Source organism: Collimonas fungivorans, assembly GCF_001584145.1.
In the GTDB taxonomy this organism is placed as follows: Bacteria; Pseudomonadota; Gammaproteobacteria; order Burkholderiales; family Burkholderiaceae_D; genus Collimonas; species Collimonas fungivorans.
The window spans coordinates 401626-417854 of record NZ_CP013232.1 but is presented as its reverse complement, the minus strand read 5'-3'; the positions used below and the strand labels follow the sequence as shown (position 1 = coordinate 417854).

Annotated in this window: 14 protein-coding genes and 2 pseudogenes; 10 read left to right on the top strand and 6 right to left on the bottom strand. The window is 57.0% G+C overall.

Annotation, left to right across the window (positions count from 1 at the left end):
* Positions 1-2: 2 nt before the first annotated feature.
* From CFter6_RS01800 to CFter6_RS26875, 3 genes and pseudogenes are all read right to left on the bottom strand, one after another.
* Positions 3-425 (bottom strand): VOC family protein, encoded by a 423-nt coding sequence (locus CFter6_RS01800; protein WP_061538496.1) that lies wholly within the window; start codon positions 423-425, stop codon positions 3-5.
* A 269-nt stretch (positions 426-694) separates the two neighbouring features.
* Entirely contained in the window at positions 695-2416 is a 1722-nt protein-coding gene (gene ggt / locus CFter6_RS01795) for a gamma-glutamyltransferase (protein WP_061538495.1), read from the bottom strand.
* Positions 2417-2512: 96 nt separating this feature from the next.
* Positions 2513-2649: pseudogene (locus tag CFter6_RS26875) on the bottom strand (VOC family protein); the annotation flags it as partial.
* Positions 2650-2840: 191 nt separating this feature from the next.
* Between CFter6_RS26875 and CFter6_RS01790 the strand changes: the two are divergent.
* Positions 2841-3764 (top strand): LysR family transcriptional regulator, encoded by a 924-nt coding sequence (locus CFter6_RS01790; RefSeq protein ID WP_061538494.1) that lies wholly within the window; start codon positions 2841-2843, stop codon positions 3762-3764.
* Positions 3765-4231: 467 nt separating this feature from the next.
* Positions 4232-4432, top strand: coding sequence for a zinc-binding dehydrogenase (locus CFter6_RS24705; protein WP_082814522.1), 201 nt, complete (start codon positions 4232-4234; stop codon positions 4430-4432).
* Positions 4433-4574: 142 nt separating this feature from the next.
* Here the strand turns inward: CFter6_RS24705 and CFter6_RS01785 are convergent, their stop codons facing one another.
* Positions 4575-5483 carry a LysR family transcriptional regulator gene (locus CFter6_RS01785; RefSeq protein WP_061538493.1) on the bottom strand — a complete coding sequence of 303 codons (909 nt, stop codon included), beginning with the start codon at positions 5481-5483 and terminating at the stop codon, positions 4575-4577.
* Positions 5484-5622: 139 nt separating this feature from the next.
* On the opposite strand from CFter6_RS01785, the gene CFter6_RS01780 reads away from it, so the two are divergent.
* From CFter6_RS01780 to katG, 4 genes are all read left to right on the top strand, one after another.
* A complete protein-coding gene (locus tag CFter6_RS01780; protein ID WP_061542164.1) occupies positions 5623-6972 on the top strand; it encodes an amidohydrolase family protein in 1350 nt (449 codons plus the stop codon).
* 59 nt (positions 6973-7031) lie between these two features.
* Entirely contained in the window at positions 7032-8231 is a 1200-nt protein-coding gene (locus CFter6_RS01775; protein WP_082814521.1) for an arabinose transporter, read from the top strand.
* 41 nt (positions 8232-8272) lie between these two features.
* Complete coding sequence (locus CFter6_RS01770; protein ID WP_061538491.1) at positions 8273-9043, top strand: SDR family NAD(P)-dependent oxidoreductase; 771 nt, start codon at positions 8273-8275, stop codon at positions 9041-9043.
* 598 nt (positions 9044-9641) lie between these two features.
* Entirely contained in the window at positions 9642-11789 is a 2148-nt protein-coding gene (gene katG / locus CFter6_RS01765) for a catalase/peroxidase HPI (protein WP_061538490.1), read from the top strand.
* A gap of 162 nt (positions 11790-11951) precedes the next feature.
* On the opposite strand, the gene CFter6_RS01760 is transcribed toward katG, so the two are convergent.
* Positions 11952-12842 (bottom strand): LysR family transcriptional regulator, encoded by an 891-nt coding sequence (locus tag CFter6_RS01760; RefSeq protein WP_061538489.1) that lies wholly within the window; start codon positions 12840-12842, stop codon positions 11952-11954.
* A 110-nt stretch (positions 12843-12952) separates the two neighbouring features.
* On the opposite strand from CFter6_RS01760, the gene CFter6_RS01755 reads away from it, so the two are divergent.
* Together CFter6_RS01755 and CFter6_RS01750 are read left to right on the top strand one after the other, a co-directional pair.
* Positions 12953-13807 (top strand): pirin family protein, encoded by an 855-nt coding sequence (locus tag CFter6_RS01755; RefSeq protein ID WP_061538488.1) that lies wholly within the window; start codon positions 12953-12955, stop codon positions 13805-13807.
* 94 nt (positions 13808-13901) lie between these two features.
* Positions 13902-14321 carry a DoxX family protein gene (locus tag CFter6_RS01750; RefSeq protein WP_061538487.1) on the top strand — a complete coding sequence of 140 codons (420 nt, stop codon included), beginning with the start codon at positions 13902-13904 and terminating at the stop codon, positions 14319-14321.
* A 163-nt stretch (positions 14322-14484) separates the two neighbouring features.
* Here CFter6_RS01750 and CFter6_RS01745 read toward each other — a convergent pair whose 3' ends face one another.
* Positions 14485-15384, bottom strand: coding sequence for a LysR family transcriptional regulator (locus tag CFter6_RS01745; RefSeq protein ID WP_061538486.1), 900 nt, complete (start codon positions 15382-15384; stop codon positions 14485-14487).
* 168 nt (positions 15385-15552) lie between these two features.
* Between CFter6_RS01745 and CFter6_RS26235 the strand changes: the two are divergent.
* Together CFter6_RS26235 and CFter6_RS01740 are read left to right on the top strand one after the other, a co-directional pair.
* Positions 15553-15690 (top strand): annotated as a pseudogene (locus CFter6_RS26235) (SDR family oxidoreductase); the annotation flags it as partial.
* Between the two features lie 53 nt (positions 15691-15743).
* Positions 15744-16151: a nuclear transport factor 2 family protein gene (locus tag CFter6_RS01740; protein WP_061538485.1), complete on the top strand. Its 408-nt coding sequence runs from the start codon at positions 15744-15746 to the stop codon at positions 16149-16151.
* The last annotated feature ends 78 nt before the right edge of the window (positions 16152-16229 follow it).

Genomic DNA, 16229 nt, shown 5'->3' with positions numbered 1-16229 from the left:
TATTATTTTGCGAAGATGTAATCCATATTCGCAAACGATTTGAATTCCAGCGCATTACCGGACGGATCCAGGAAAAACATCGTGGCCTGCTCACCGACCTCTCCCTTGAAACGAATATATGGCTCGATGATGAATTTGATGTTGGCGGCTTTCAATTTCGCTGCCAGCGCTTCCCATTCAGGCAAGGACAAGATTGCTCCGAAATGGCGTGACGGCACATCATGATCATCCACCGGATTGGTCGCGCTAAGACCGGTTTCGTCTGGAGCCAGGTGCGCCACCAGTTGATGTCCGTAGAAATTGAAATCCACCCATTTTTCGTCGCTGCGTCCTTCAGGGCAGCCCAGCAGATCGCCGTAAAAGGCTCGTGCCTGGGCAATGTCGTTCACAGGGAATGCCAAATGAAACAGTGATGTCGATGTCATCTTGAGTTCTCTTTTCTAAAAATAAATTGATAATCGGTTGGCCGGCTAAGAACAAGGAACGAAGTCCGTTAGCTGGATTCGCTTGCCATTGCAAACCCTTTATGTACCAGGGATTTAAGACAGTCTATATATATTAATTTATGATGTGAAATTATCATTTTTTATCACCGTAATTCAAATTTTTCATAAGAACAGGCTTAAGCATTCGGCACATAAAAAAGGAGGGAGCCAAGCCCCCTCCTTCCGAAAATATATATGTGCTGGCAACCTTACTTAGCGATCACTGAAGCTCCCCTACCGCGAGGATCGGAAACAGGAAGCGGACTGCCGTTCACAATTTGAATAGCTTGCACGTCGGTGTTGAATCCCCCGTTTTGGACTGTGTAGCCTCGAGTCGCCAGTTCGGAGACGAGAGACGGCGGGAAAGGTGCATACGGTTCGCAATAGACGACAGTTCCTTGTGGCAATTGATGATGGAAGCGCATATTCTTCACGGAATCGGCAAGGCTCACGTTGTAGTCATACACATCGGACAGCACCTGATACAACGACGTGAAGATGTGCGACCCGCCAGGCGTGCCGATCACCATTGCCACCTTTCCATCCTTCAGCAAAATACTCGGCGACATCGATGAAAGTGGCCGCTTCCCGGCGGCAACAGCGTTAGCGTCCCCACCAATCACACCAAGAGAATTTGGTTGACCCGGCACCGTTGCAAAGTCGTCCATTTCGTCGTTTAGAACAAATCCTGCTCCTCGCACGACCACACCGCTTCCATACGGATTATTCAACGTGTAGGTATTCGACACTGCGTTACCCCATTTATCGACGATCGAGAAGTGCGTCGTATGGAATTTAGGTTTACCCGGCTGGACATTCGCCGTAGGCGATATGGATGTCGGATTCACTTCGGTCGCACGCTGCGCGATATAGGTCGGGTCGAGCAAGCCTGAAACAGGTACGGTGACAAAGTCCGGATCGCCGAGAAATTGTGCCCGATCCGCAAACACACGTTTCATCATCTCAGAGCTCAAATGAATGTACTGGGCAGTGTTCACGGACACTCCAGAGAAAAGCGAGCCATTGAGATCAGCCTTCATGCCGAGCAACTGCGCCAGGGCAATGCCGCCGGAACTTGGAGGCGGTGCAGTTAGTACCGTCATTCCTTTCCAATTAAAGGAAATCGGCTCGCGCCAAACTGCTTTGTACGATGCCAGATCGCCTTTTGTGATCACGCCTTTCCCACCGTCTTGTGTCATCGACGCGACAAGCAGATCAGCCGTCTTGCCTTTATAGAACTCGTCCGCGCCTGTCGCGGAAATTCGCTCAAGCGTTGCTGCAAGGTCAGGTTGCCGGAACAATTGACTCGCCGTCATTCCACCAAAGTACTCAGACAGATTGAACGGATAAGGATAAGCCTGATAACCTGCCACTGTGCTTTTGTAGCTGTCAATTTCGGCTTGCGCAGGAAGATAGCCGTCGCGAGCAAGCGCTATGGCTGGCGCAAGCAGCTGTTGCCATGGTAACTTGCAGAACTTCTGGCAAGCCGTCCAGAGCCCCATTACAGTACCCGGTACGCCAACAGCCTGCGCACCCTGGATGCTGCTCTGGGGATCCTCCTTTCCATCCGCGGTCGTGAACTGCGTGTAAAAATTCATAGACGTTGCAGCGGGCGCCATTTCTCGGTAATCCAGGAAATACGGCTGCCCATTCATGTAAATGGTCATAAAACCGCCGCCGCCGATATTCCCTGCCTCCGGATAAGTGACCGTGAGCGCGAAAGCGGTCGCGACTGCAGCGTCGACAGCATTGCCGCCAGCACTCAGAATTTGCTGCGCCACCTGTGCGCTGAAATTATCCCCCGTTGCGGCAGCCCCGGCCGACAACGCCGTGGCACTTTCAAAGCCATCGGTCGAACCCCCACAACCGGCCAAAACTGCTAGCGTCGCAACAAGAATTGTCTTCGACATCCTATTCTGAATATTCTTCATTTCACTACCCCCTATGTAAATTTATAATGCTTGTGACACACCTTAATTCGCCGAATTAAGACCGGTTTCATCTGGAGCAAAACACGCCTCCAGTTAACGTTCGTGGAAATTAAAATCCACCAACTTCTCGTCGCTACGACCTTCAGGGCAGCCCAGCAGGTCGCCGTAAAAAGCACGTGCCTAGGTAATGTCTTCACGGAGAATGCCAAATCGAATGGTGATGTCGACCTCATCATTCATCCTCTTTCCTAACTGTGGACTGGCGATGGCGAGTCGGCTGCGGACAAGGCGCGAAGGCCGCGGATTAGAATTGCCTGTTATCAAAAAACCCTTTGTGCGTCAGGGATTTAGTGGATTTTATATATATGATTTTGTGATGTAAAATTATGTTTTTTGATCAAGCTAATTCAATTTTTTCATAACCATGATTCGTTACCTGAAAACCTTTATCGCCGCAGCACGACTGGGATCGTTCTCGACCGCGGGCGCCAGGCTTGGTTTGACCCAATCTGCGGTGAGCATGCAGATCAGGCGCCTGGAAGAGGAATTGAATTGCGAACTGTTTACGCGCGTGGGAAAGTCTGTCACGGTCAGCGATCACGGCAAGCAGCTGCTGCGCACCGCGGAAGAAATCATCAGGCTTTTTGAATCCATGAAAGGACAGACAGAAGTCATCGCTACGCGCGGGAAAATCGACATCGGAGCCATCTCCACTGTCCAGCTGAACTTGCTGCCGGCAGCGCTGGCGGATTTCCGGAAGTGCTTTCCATTAGTTGAAGTCAACGTGGTGCCGGGAACCTCGGTTCAACTGATGTCGCAAATCGACAGCAACGATTTGTCGCTTGCAGTCATGATTCGTCCCAATCTGAAAATGACGAAGAGCTTGAAGTGGACAACCATGCTGCGCGAAACCTATGTGGCAATCGCACCACTCTCGGCGCGCGAGAAGACGGTCAAGGATCTGCTGGCAGCGCATCCGTTTCTGCGCTACAGCCGGCGATCTTACGGCGGCCAGCTGGTTGATCGCTACCTTAAGCGCACTCGCCTGCATGTAAACGATACGATGGAATTGGACGAACCAATGGTGATCATGGAAATGGTCAGAAAAGGGTTAGGCGTCGCCATTATTCCTTACGACCTCGCTGCAGGTGCATCAAGCAAGAAATTGCGTGTTTTACCGTTAGGGAATGCGGGATTTTTCCGGGAAATTGGCGTACTTCAACATGTCACCCCTACCGCGAATATCGCTGCCGATGAATTGCTGGACTGCATTACTAGAGCTGCAAAGGAAAAGGAAGTCGTTTGCACGAAAAATTTGAAATCCGATATTGCAAAAGGCGCGCGTTGAACAACGTTCAGTAATCTGTGCCTGGAAATCGCAGATTCGGCCGACGTCAACGATGTAATTGAACGAAACATAACAGGATATGGAGCGAGAGTGTGTGGACAGTCAAATACCATACACAAATTCAATCGAATGGGCTTGATGGCGGGATTTTGAAAATCGGCGATACGAATTCTACGCCAAGGATTTGCCGCAAATCCTAGCAGCTACACAGCAGAACCCACCCGTTTTTCCTTGGAAGCGGGCTCGCCAGAATACAGCGAAACATGGATAGAAGGCCTGCCTGTCTACCATAACCCTAACGCAATAATACCTTTGAAACCTGAACTGCTCCCTGGAGCCGCACACCACTTCCTGAACGAGGGCGGCACGTTGACTACTGTCCTGTCGGAGTGGCACCCAATGTTCTCGGAGACTCAGATATTCGCGAGAGAATGAGCTTTCGAGTGCTTGACTCCAACGTGAGCTAAGTGTGCGAATACGCCAGCTTCCTCGACTATGTGTATACGCCGACTCTGCTACGAACCCATTCCGCCCAGTTATTTGACTGGGTTGCCCGTGGTGATCTGAAGGTCAGGATTGGCGGTATCTATCCGCTTGCTGAAGCCGCGCGAGTACATGCGGACATGGAGACTCGCACCACCACCGGCAAGTTACTGCCGATTCCTTAGTCGCTGAACACTGGTAGCCAGCCTGCGGCCACAAGACTGGCTACTGCTGTCACCGCCGAGACATAGTAGACGACGCGGCGTGCCAAGCCGGCCTGCATGCAGCAATCGCGAATATGCCGGGCATGATTTATCGATGTCATGGCTATATTCTGCCCTTGCAAATCTCCCTGCAAAACCCCAGAAAAGCTTCGACCGCAGCCGAGGGCAAGCGTCTGGACGGGCGAATGACATGCAACGGAAATTTCTCGTCGGGCCAATCTGGAAACAGTTCTACCAGAGCCCCGCTTTCAATGTGGTGTGCTACCCCGAGCGCAAGTACTTGCGCGATGCCGGCGCCGGCCAAGCAGGCATTTAACATTGTATCTATGTCTGTCATGGTCAATCGCCCGCTTGTGGCAACAGGCACGATTTTCTTTCCGGAATGAAATTCCCATGGAAATGGCTTGCCGCGTTGTGGATCGATGTATTGAATGCAATCGTGCTCAGCCAGCGCTGTCGGCGTTTGAGGATGTCCATGCTTTCTCAGATAGGACGGCGACGCCACGGTAAGCACGCGGGTTGACAGCAGCAGGCGAGAGGACATGCTCGAAGGCGGTTGTGGACCGAATCGAACCGCAACATCTATGCCCTCTGCAACCAGATCCCCTGTATCTGAATACTGCAAAATCGCAAGATCGAGATCAGGATAGCGGTCGTTGAATTCGATGAGTCGCGGCGCTAGTACGTAGCGGGCGAACAATGGATTCAAACTGACCCGCAAGGCGCCACGAACACTGACAGCGGCACCCGACACGGCATTCGCCGCTTCCTCGATGCCGGAGAGGTGTGGCGCCGCCAGCTCATACAACCGAGTCCCCTCGCCAGTTAAATGTAGCGAACGCGTAGTGCGCTCCAGTAACCGAATGCCAATGCGCTCTTCCAGGCGCGATATGGATCGGCTGACCCCTGAGGCCGACAGGCCCAATACCTCCCCGGCCCGCGTAAAGCTGCCGGTCTCGACTACAGCAGCCAGCACGCTCATCCCGGAAAGAAGTCTGCCATCGAAACTCATTGCGGTCACCTTTGATTTTTAGCATAAATGTTATGAGTAGCTCTATCTTAATCAAAAATTATCTGAGGCGTATCGTTGCCGTCAACGGTGGCCAGAGTGCCGCCGTAGTCATCTATAAGCCAACTGAATGGAGCACATCATGTCTGACACAGCACGCAAGATTCTTTTCAAGGGCGGCACCATCGTAACGATGGACGCCAATGTTCCCAATCTCGTTATCGGAGACATCCTGGTGGATGGCGACCGCATTGCCGCGGTCGGGCCCCACATTAAAAGCGAAGACGCAGAGATCATAGATGCTGCCGGAAGCATCGTCCTGCCTGGCCTGATAGATGCGCATCACCACGCTTGGCTAGGTGTCATGCGCCGGCTGATGCCGGATGTCGACGACCTCTTTGCCTATATCGATGTGGTCGCGGAAACCCTGGGTGCACATTATCGTCCACTCGACATGCATCTGAGCACCAGGCTGACGGCGGTAGCCTCGCTAGATGCAGGCATTACAACCATCATCGATGCCTGTCACAGTTCGCGCAGCCCGGAGCATACTGATGCGGCACTCGATGCATTGAATTCCGCCGGGATACGCTCCCTGCACATGGTCGGCGCTGCAATGGACAAGAAAGCATCCAGCGCGCACTTGCCCCAGGACCTCGAACGCCTCGCGCTCAAATGGAACCATGACGGCAGTCTTGTACAGGTAGGCTTGTTCGGCCAGCTCAACCTTGATTGGTGGAAGGCTGCACGCAGACTCGACATGCGGATTCTGACCGAATTCATTGGAGATCTCGCCAAGCTCGGCCCCGAATTTGCAGAGCCTGGAGTGCTGAGCGAACACAATATCTTCAATCACTGCACGCGGCTGCCCGAGGCGACCTGGAAGTTGCTGGCGGACGCAGGTGTCAACATCACCGTGAATCCACGTTCAGACGCATTGTTTGGATTCGACGACGAAAATTTCGCCTACCAGCAGGCGATTGACCATGGTTTGGCGCCCGCGCTTGGCATCGACCTCGACACCGCTTTTGGCAGCGACATGTTTGGCGAGATGCATGCCTTGTTCACCCATCAGCGGGCGGCAATGCGCTATCGCCGTTTCCGTGGCGAGACGAACACTCCCGCGCCGATCTCGGTAGAAGCGGTGCTGCGGGCAGCGACAGTCAACGGCGCCCGTGCCGCCGGCCTCGAAACCAAGACCGGCACGCTCACACCGGGCAAGCAAGCAGACATCATCATGGTGCGTACCCATGGCGCGGCAGTCTTCCCGGTCACCAACGCCATTGGCACCATCGTCCAAGCGGTCGAGCGAGCTGACGTCGACACGGTGATGGTCGCAGGCCAGTTCCGCAAGCGTGCGGGCAAATTGCTTGGCGTTGATCTGGAAAAATTGAAGACTGAAGTGACTGCCTCACGCGATTATCTGCTCGCTGCCAGCGGTTACCGTCCTGACGTTTTCAAGACATCTGCTTCCCTGGAAGACGCCGCCTGAGTTTATACGGTCGCCCTCCAGGGCGGCCGTTCTCATAATTTTACAAATTGGGGTTTTCCATGTCATCAATTTCCATAAAAACGACAGATCTGGGCGATGCCGCGCCGGCCCATCTGCCTCGTCCGGCACTTGCCGTCATCGCGGCATTATTTTGCGGCTATCTTGCCGTGGGCATGCCGCTTCCAGTTATTCCTCTCTTTGTCCATGACAAACTCGGCTTTAGCAGCCTGGTTGTCGGATTGGTGATCGGTATCCAGTTCCTGGCCACCGTACTGACTCGTGGTTACGCGGGCCGTGTGACCGACCAGTTGGGCGGCAAGAAGGCTGCCTTGCAGGGAGCGGCCTTTTCCGCGCTGGGCGGTCTGCTTTATTTGGTTGCAGCCTTGCCTAGCTTCTCGCCAGCGACAAGTCTTGCCATCATCATTGCGGGACGCCTTGCGGCAGGTCTCGGCGAAAGCCAGTTTGTCACCGGCTATGTATCGTGGTCGATCGCCTCGGTCGGTCCACAGCGTGCAGGCATGTCGATGTCTTGGACCGGCATCGCCATGTTCGCTGCACTGGCGGTCGGCGCGCCCATCGGCATGTCGCTTTACCAGAGTTTTGGCGTTCAGGCAGTCATGATCGCCTGTATTGTCGCGCCGTTGTTCGCAGCACTAATCGCTTCACGTGCGACCTCTTATGCCTCGCCGGTCGGTGATCGCCTGCCTTTCTACCGCGTTATCAGACAGATCTGGAGGGAAGGTATGGGTTTGATGTTGCAAGGTATCGGACTGTCTGGCCTCACTGCGTTTGCTTCGCTCTATTTCTCTGCCCGAGGCTGGGGTCATGCCGGCTTGGTCATGACAGCTTTCGGTATTGGTTTTATCTTTGTCAGGCTGGTTCTTGGGCAACTGCCAGATCGGATCGGGGGCTATCGTGTCGCCTTATGGTCTCTTGGCGTAGAAGCCATTGGCCAAGTCATGCTTTGGGGAGCGCAGAATGAGCTGATGGCGCTAGGCGGCGCCTTGGTGACCGGCTTGGGTTGTGCACTAGTGTTTCCCGCCCTCGGCGTCGAGGCGCTAAAGCGCGTGCTGCCGGCCAATCGTGGCAGTGCCATGGGCGCCTTTGTCGCATTCCTCGACATTGCCTACGGTCTTGCCGGTCCCTCCGCCGGCCTCGTCGCGAGTCGCTTCGGCTACGCCTCTGTCTACTTGTTCGGCGCAGCGGGCGCCATTACTGGAGCCGCACTGATTCTGGTCAACCGCCGCACCACGGCCTAATCGTTGCATCGCATATCCATTATTCAGTAAGGAGAATTCACATGGCACGCATATTCATTTCCGGTTCGTCGACAGGTTTAGGCCTCATGGCTGCAGAGTTACTGGCCACACAAGGCCACAAGCTGGTCCTGCATGCTCGTAATCCGGCTCGCGCGAATGACGTTCGGCAGGCATTTCCCGGGGCTGAAGCCATAGTCGCAGGCGACCTCGAAACCATGGCGGGCGCTAAAGAGGTCGCCGCAAGCGTCAATGCTCTCGGCCACTTCGATGCAATAATCCACAATGCCGCAGTTGGCTATCGAGAAAGCCATCGACTCACCAAAGATGGTCTGCCGCATGTCTTCGCGATCAATACACTGTCCGCGTACATCTTGACCGCACTGATCGATAAACCACAGCGGCTTGTCTACCTGAGCTCCGGGATGCATCACGACGCAGACGCGAACCTGGACGACATCCTCTGGCGCAAACGTCGATGGAGCGGTTCCATGGCCTATGCCGAGAGCAAGTTGCATGACGCCATGCTGGCATTCGCAATCGCCCGCCGCTGGCCAGATGTTTTATCCAACTCGCTTGAGCCGGGCTGGGTGCCGACCAAAATGGGCGGCGCCGGTGCGCCCGACGACATGGATCAGGCACATCGCACGCAAGCATGGCTAGCGGCGGGCGACGATTCCAAGGCTCTTGTGACAGGCCGTTATTTCTACCACATGCGGCCGCTTGCCCCGAATCCGCAAGCGAAGGATGTCACTCTCCAAGAGCGCCTCATCGGACTGTGCGAAGAGCTGTCCGGCGTCAGTCTGCCGGCATAAGCCAACTGGAGCGGGAGTTAGGACAGATACTTCTTTAATATCTGCTCCGCTTCAGATGCATCTTCATAGAATTGGATAGTATGTCGAAATAGGAAGGCAATCCAATCAGGCGTAACAACAAGCACTCATGTTTCAAGCAGCAATGAATATCGGGTAAAGGACGGTTGCGTCTCCGTTAAGAAAGTCTCCATGAAAGTTGATCTTCTCGTACGCAGTCAGGACAAAGGAACGCTTCCACGGCTTCAATTTCATCATGAGAATTGCATGAATATGCATCTACTCGCCTCTCATGACCTCCCTTTTCACATTTGTTCGAGAACGCGGGATTAAAATCCGATCAACAACAAAATACCGGTAGACCTCGGGATCGAATCCGCTCATGCAGGCGGCGGTGTCCGGCAACCCAAGCCGTAGGGTGGAAGTACGGGCACCTTTGGCAACACCTATCCGATAGATAGATTTTATTGAATATTAAAATGAATAGTTATTAGTTATTATGAATGTTCTAGCCGGCCATTTGCAAAGCAGGTCCATAGGCGTGCACTACCTCTTAGGCCGGGATGTAAGCGCAGCCATTTAACTGACAAAGGAGATTCCCATGTCGAATGAAGCCAAGTGTCCCTTCCACCATGCCGCCGGCGGCGGCACGACCAACAAAGATTGGTGGCCCAATCAACTGCGAGTTGATTTGCTGAACCAGCATTCGAACAAGTCCAATCCGCTCGGAGAAAAATTCAATTACGCCGAGGAATTCAAGAAACTGGATTACAAAGCGCTCAAGGCTGATCTGGTCAAGCTCATGACCGACAGCCAGGACTGGTGGCCGGCCGATTTCGGCCACTACGGCCCGCAGATGATCCGTATGGCTTGGCATGCGACCGGCACCTACCGCACGCTTGACGGCCGCGGCGGCGGCGGTCGTGGGCAGCAACGGTTCGCACCCCTGAACTCCTGGCCTGACAACGTCAACATCGACAAGTCGCGCCGCCTGCTGTGGCCGATCAAACAGAAGTATGGCCAGCGGATTTCCTGGGCCGACCTGTTCGTCCTGACCGGCAATGTAGCGTTGGAATCGATGGGCTTCCGCACCTTTGGCTTTGCCGGCGGCCGTGAAGACGTATGGGAGCCAGACCTGGACGTGAGCTGGGGCGCCGAGACCACCTGGCTGGGGACCGACAAGCGTTTCAGTGGCGACCGCGAGCTGGACAGCAACCTTTCAGCCACTCACATGGGCCTGATCTATGTGAACCCGGAAGGCCCGGACGCCAGCGGCGATTACCTGGCCGCGGCCAAGGACATCCGCGCCACCTTCAGCCGCATGGCCATGGACGACGAGGAAATCGTTGCCTTGATCGCCGGCGGCCACACCTTCGGCAAAGCGCATGGCGCCGCGCCTGAATCGCACAAGGGCGCGGAACCGGAAGGCGCGGGCATCGAAGCCCAGGGCCTGGGCTGGAACAGCAACTTTGGCAGCGGCCACGGCAAGGACACCGTGTCCAGCGGCCTGGAAGTGACCTGGACCAAAACCCCGGCGCTGTGGAGCAACAATTTCTTCGAGAACCTGTTCAAGTACGAGTGGGAACTCACGCATTCGCCGGCAGGCGCCAAACAGTGGGTGGCCAAGGATGCCGAGGACATCATTCCCGACGCGCATATCCAAGGCAAGTTTCACAAACCCACCATGCTGACCACCGACCTGACCCTGCGCTTCGACCCGGAGTTCGGCAAGATATCCAAGCGCTTCCATGAAGACCCGCAGGCCTTTGCGGAAGCTTTTGCCCGCGCCTGGTATAAGCTGACCCACCGCGACATGGGCCCGAAAGCACGTTACCTTGGCCCCGAAGTGCCCAGCGCTGACTTGATCTGGCAAGACCCGCTGCCAGCCGCCAGCCACCAGCCCACGGCGTCTGACATCGCTGAACTCAAGGCCAAGATCGCGGCCTCGGGCCTGTCGGTGAGTGAACTGGTCTCGGTGGCCTGGGCCTCTGCCTCCACCTTCCGCGGCGGCGACAAGCGCGGCGGCGCCAATGGCGCACGCCTGGCCCTGGCCCCGCAGAAGGACTGGGCGGTCAACCAGATAGCCGTCAAGGCCCTGCCTGTCCTGGCCGGGATCCAGAAGGCATCGGCCAAGGCTTCGCTGGCCGACGTCATCGTGCTGGCCGGTAGCGTCGGCGTCGAGCAGGCGGCCAAGGCAGCCGGCGTCACGCTCGAAGTTCCGTTCGAGCCGGGCCGCGTAGATGCCACGCAGGAGCAGACCGATATCGCGTCCTTTGCCGTACTCGAGCCCCTGGCTGACGGTTTCCGCAACTACAAGAAGGGCAAGATCGGTGCGCCGACCGAAGCCTTGCTGATCGACAAGGCCCAGTTGCTGACCTTGAGCGCGCCGGAACTGACCGCGCTGATCGGCGGCCTGCGCGTACTCGGCGCCAACGCTGACGGCAGCCAGCATGGCGTGTTCACCAAGCAGGCGGGTGTGCTCAGCAACGACTTCTTCGTCAATCTGCTGGACATGGGGCTCACATGGACAGCAGTGGACGGCGAGGCCGAGCTGTTCGAAGGCCGGGATCGCAAGAGCAGTGCGGTAAAGTACACCGGCACCCGCAACGACCTGATCTTCGGCTCCAACTCGGTACTGCGCGCCTATGCCGAAGTCTATGCCAGCGCCGACGGCCAGCAGAAATTCATTGCTGACTTTGCCGCGGCCTGGACCAAGGTGATGAACCTGGACCGCTTCGACCTGGCGTAAGCTGCGGGCCTGGTGACCGCGCTCATCAGCCCCAGGTGATGCAGATCCATTGCGTCGCCTGGGGCGCGCTTTCCATCGTCACCAGGCGATTTAATCATCGCTGCATCGAACCCACGGCGGCTGCTCGTAAGGCGCCGCCGGCCTGCTTTTCTTCAGCCCCCCTCAATACTGCTTCAGCTTGCTGACGAACCATCGCCCAGCCGGCCCGGGCGGCGCATCGCGGCGATAAAAAGCCCGCATCACGAACGAGAAGCTCTGTATCGGGTCATCCTCCAGTTCGATACGCACCAGGCTGCCGCGCCGCAGATCCTCTTCCACCATATGTTGCGGCATGGAGCCCCACCCTAGCCCAGCGCGCAGGAATTCGTGCTTCGCCCCCAGGTCCGCCAGGCGCCAGATGTGTGTCGATATCACGCCGAATTCACGACCCTGGGTCAAGATCGTTCGGTCGGTCAGCACCAGCTGCACATGTCTGGCCGCCTCGGCGCGCGCAATCGGCCCGGCGAACGCCGCCAGCGGGTGATTCGCCGCCACTACATATACCGCGGGTACGCTCAGCAGATAATCGGCGTCGCAGTCTCTCGGAATATCCGGCAGCGAACCGATGATGCCGACCCGGCAGCGGCCATCCAGCACCGGCTGGACGACAGCGCCCAAGGCTTCCACATGCAGGCGTAGCGGTGTATTGGGAAAAGCCGCATGGAATGCGCGCACCGCTTCGGTCAGGCGTGCAATCGGAAACATGACGTCGACCGAGACCGCCAGTTCCGGCTCCAGGCCCTCAGCCAAGGTGCGCGCCCGCGCCTTGAACACATCCATGCCGCCCACGGCCGCCCTGGCGTCGGCCAGCAGGGCGCGGCCGGCCTCGGTCAACAGCGGATAACGGCCGGTCCGTTCAAACAGGGCGAACCCCACTTGCAGTTCCAGATTGGCCAGAGTATGGCTGACCACAGATTGCGCCCGGCGCAATTTGCGGCCGGCGGCGGAAAAGCTGCCTTCTTCGGCGGCGGCGATGAACGTGCGCAGCTGGTCCATAGACATGGCGTCGAACATATATCCATCCTATCGATACATAATATCTAAATATATAGACTTTAAAGATGGATTGCTAGCGCCTATTATTCGCTCATCGGATTCAACCGAGCCAACAAAAGGAGCACAGCATGCAAACATTGATCAGCAACACCGCCGCCCTGCCGCTGCCGGGCACCCTGCGCGAAGTGCTGTACCGCACGCGCGGTACGGTGCACGGCGGCATCACGCGCCTGGTCAGCCCGTCCGACATGGGCGAACTGATCAAACCCTTTGTCTTTCTTGACCTGTTCAAGATGAGCGCCGGCGGTCCGCGCATGAACCTGCATCCGCACTCCGGCATCGCCACCGTGACCGTGGTTTTCTCAGGCAACACCGATTACTACGAGACAACCGGCCGCCGCGGCAGCTTGCCGGCCGGCGGCGTCGAATGGATGCAGGCCGGCGGCGGCGTCTGGCACGGCGGCCAGGTCGGCGATGCCGGCCACGTCGAAGGTTTCCAACTGTGGCTGGCCTTACCCAGCCAAGACGAAAACAGCCCGGCGCAGAGCCGCTACCTGGCGCCGGAGGAAGTCCAGTCCGAAGGACCGGCACGCGTCGTCCTTGGCAAATACGGCCGGGCGCAGAGCGCCATCGCGACCAGCGCATCGATCAATTACCTGCACGTCAAGCTGGCGGACGGCGAACGCTGGCGCTACCAGCCACCGGCCGACCAAACGGTCGCCTGGGTCGCCAACAGCAAGGGCAAGCTGCAGGTCTCGGGTGTGACTCTGGAGAAGGAGGTGGCGATCTTCGAAGAGTCCGCTGCACCGCTGGATTTCGTCGCACAAGGCGAGACCGAGTTCGTGCTCGGCTCCGCCGCCAAGCATCCGCACGAACTGGTGCTCGGTTATTACTCGGTACATACTTCGCCGGCGACGCTGCAGCAGGGTGAGGCGGAAATACGCCGCATCGGCGACGGCTTGCGCGCACGCGGCGAGATTTGATTTTTTCCGCGCGGCCGGCCCGGACCGCGCGGCGTAAAAGATACACAGGGCAGCACTTTTTCCTTAATTCGTCATTTCATTTACTGGAGCTAGCATGAGCAATGCACTGAAAACACCTTCCTTCACACCGGCCCTCGGCCGTCTGCTGATGTCCCTCATCTTCATCCTGAGCGGCGTCGGCAAGCTGGCGGCGCCCGCCGCCACCATCGGCTACATCGCGTCGACCGGCCTGCCGCTGGCGACGCTCGGTTACGCGGCGGCCGTCATCGTCGAACTGGGCGGCGGCCTGCTGCTGCTGGCCGGCTACCAGACCCGCCTGGTGGCCGCGGTGCTGGCCGTGTTTGCGGTTGTCACGGCCCTGATCTTCCATCACGCCCTCGGCGACCAGAACCAGATGATCCATTTCATGAAGAATCTCGCCATGGCTGGCGGCTTGCTGCAAGTGGCGGCCTTCGGCGCTGGCGCTTTCAGCCTTGATGGCCGCTCGCGCAAGCTCGGCCAGCAAGCTGCCTGACGCGCTTCGGTAGCGCCAGGCCCCGGTCTGTCAACAGGCCGGGGCCTGGTCCGTTTTGACGACACCATGAGTCGGAGCAGCCAAAGCGCCCCCTCCAATAGCCCGCCGCGCCCGCTTCTCGTCAAGCTCATCTGTCATGAATCTGCCATGAATCTGTCACGATTCACGCAGACGCGAACAGTGCCGCAACCCAATCTGCAAACACCCTCACCTTGGTGCTATATCTCCGGCTCGGCGGATAAGCGATATAGACCGCAAGCGGATCCGGCCGCCATGGCACGAGAATCGGCACAAGCCTCTTTTGCTCGATGAACGGGCGCACCATGAAGTCCAATGTGTGGACGATCCCCAAGCCAGCCAACGCAGTAGCAAGGTGGGCATTGCTCTCGCTGACAAGAATGTCATGGCGTACCCGTTCAAGCGTGATTACCTCCCTGCCTCGGCAAAACATCAGCGGCTGCGTAATGCCCGTCGTTGCAGAAAAATAGCCGACGACGGGCATGCTGCCCTCCACAATGTCCTGCGGACGCTTCGGCGTGCCGTACTTTGCGAGATAAGCGGGACTGGCGCATGTGGTCCAGGCGAGCTTCCCGACCGAGTGCGTCACGAGATCCAGGTCATTGGCGCTGCTGCGGATTGCACAATCTATGTTTTCTGCCACAAGATCCACGGTACGGTCGGTGACGCTGAGCTGAACCTGTATGTCGGGATAGCGCGCAAGAAAAGCCGGCAATGCGGGAATGAGGATGCCGCTTGCGGTCGAGCCGCCGGTGTCGACTCTCAGCACGCCGCGCGGGTTTGCCTGCTCCCGGCCAAGCGTGGCCTCGACATCGTCGAGTTCGCTCAGCAGCTGCCGCATACGTTCATAGTAAGCCGCTCCATCGGTCGTCACACTGACCCGGCGCGTATTCCGTTCCAGCAGTTTTACGCCAAGATGCGTTTCCAGCGATTTGACCCATTTGCTCGCCGTGGCATTCGGCATATTCAGAGAAAGGGCTGCGCGTCCGAAACCTCCGGTCTCAACAACGCGGACAAAGACGCGGATAGCCTGCAAATGGTCCATCAGTCGATCTCCAATTATCTACACAGGTGAATAGATAAACCACAATACACCTATTTATCTGCATGCGTGCTTAAACTAAGCTGAAGCCATTCGTCCACGCAGATCAATCGGGAGCCCTGAAATGACCACTTGTTAAGCGACGAGCAGATTGCCGCGTACTGCGAGGAAGTCGCCGCCACGACGCCCCTCGGCCGGGTGGGTAATGCCGACGAGATCGCAAAGGCGGTTTCCTTTCTGGCGTCCGACGACGCCAGCTATATCACCGGGACTGAATTGTTCGTCGATGGCGGACGTGTGCAAGTCTGATTTTTCAACGCCGCATCCATGCGAGCATGGCTGCGGCATCACCTGGAAACACCATGAATTCGCAAAAAAACCTTCAGCTCGCCCAGCAGTTTCTGGCAAAAATGGGCTCAGGCGCCAGCGCCGACGAGATTGCCGCACTGTGCACGCCCGATCTCGACTGGAACATACCGGGCGACACCGGCGTGCTGCCTTGGATCGGCCACAAGACCGGACGCAAGGCAATATCGGATTTCGTCCGCGACACGCAAACCATGGTTGAGCGCGTCAGCTTCGACATCAAGGATATTCTCGCAAACGACGACCGGGCTATCATTCTCGGCCATTTGCAATCGCGGATCATCACCACCGGCAAGCTGATCGATACGACATTCGCGTTCGTCCTGACCTTCTCCGATACAAGGATCGCCAGCTTCCTGATGCTGGAAGACAGCTTTGCCGTATCGATGGCCGCGCAACACTGAGCGCTACATCTGCTTTCAAAGCACAGGATCACGATATCGGAACACTACCGTTCGGTCCGATCCTCAACCATGTAAAGG

What these genes read in the sequence shown, in the direction of transcription:
- CFter6_RS01775 (WP_082814521.1), top strand. Translation starts at nt 7,032, where the DNA reads ATGTCATCAATTTCCATAAAAACGACAGATCTGGGCGATGCCGCGCCG.
- CFter6_RS01760 (WP_061538489.1), bottom strand. Translation starts at nt 12,842, where the DNA reads ATGTTCGACGCCATGTCTATGGACCAGCTGCGCACGTTCATCGCCGCC.
- CFter6_RS01790 (WP_061538494.1), top strand. Translation starts at nt 2,841, where the DNA reads ATGATTCGTTACCTGAAAACCTTTATCGCCGCAGCACGACTGGGATCG.
- ggt (WP_061538495.1), bottom strand. Translation starts at nt 2,416, where the DNA reads ATGAAGAATATTCAGAATAGGATGTCGAAGACAATTCTTGTTGCGACG.
- CFter6_RS01750 (WP_061538487.1), top strand. Translation starts at nt 13,902, where the DNA reads ATGAGCAATGCACTGAAAACACCTTCCTTCACACCGGCCCTCGGCCGT.
- CFter6_RS01755 (WP_061538488.1), top strand. Translation starts at nt 12,953, where the DNA reads ATGCAAACATTGATCAGCAACACCGCCGCCCTGCCGCTGCCGGGCACC.
- CFter6_RS01785 (WP_061538493.1), bottom strand. Translation starts at nt 5,483, where the DNA reads ATGAGTTTCGATGGCAGACTTCTTTCCGGGATGAGCGTGCTGGCTGCT.
- CFter6_RS01780 (WP_061542164.1), top strand. Translation starts at nt 5,623, where the DNA reads ATGTCTGACACAGCACGCAAGATTCTTTTCAAGGGCGGCACCATCGTA.
- CFter6_RS01770 (WP_061538491.1), top strand. Translation starts at nt 8,273, where the DNA reads ATGGCACGCATATTCATTTCCGGTTCGTCGACAGGTTTAGGCCTCATG.
- CFter6_RS01740 (WP_061538485.1), top strand. Translation starts at nt 15,744, where the DNA reads ATGAATTCGCAAAAAAACCTTCAGCTCGCCCAGCAGTTTCTGGCAAAA.
- CFter6_RS01800 (WP_061538496.1), bottom strand. Translation starts at nt 425, where the DNA reads ATGACATCGACATCACTGTTTCATTTGGCATTCCCTGTGAACGACATT.
- CFter6_RS01745 (WP_061538486.1), bottom strand. Translation starts at nt 15,384, where the DNA reads ATGGACCATTTGCAGGCTATCCGCGTCTTTGTCCGCGTTGTTGAGACC.
- katG (WP_061538490.1), top strand. Translation starts at nt 9,642, where the DNA reads ATGTCGAATGAAGCCAAGTGTCCCTTCCACCATGCCGCCGGCGGCGGC.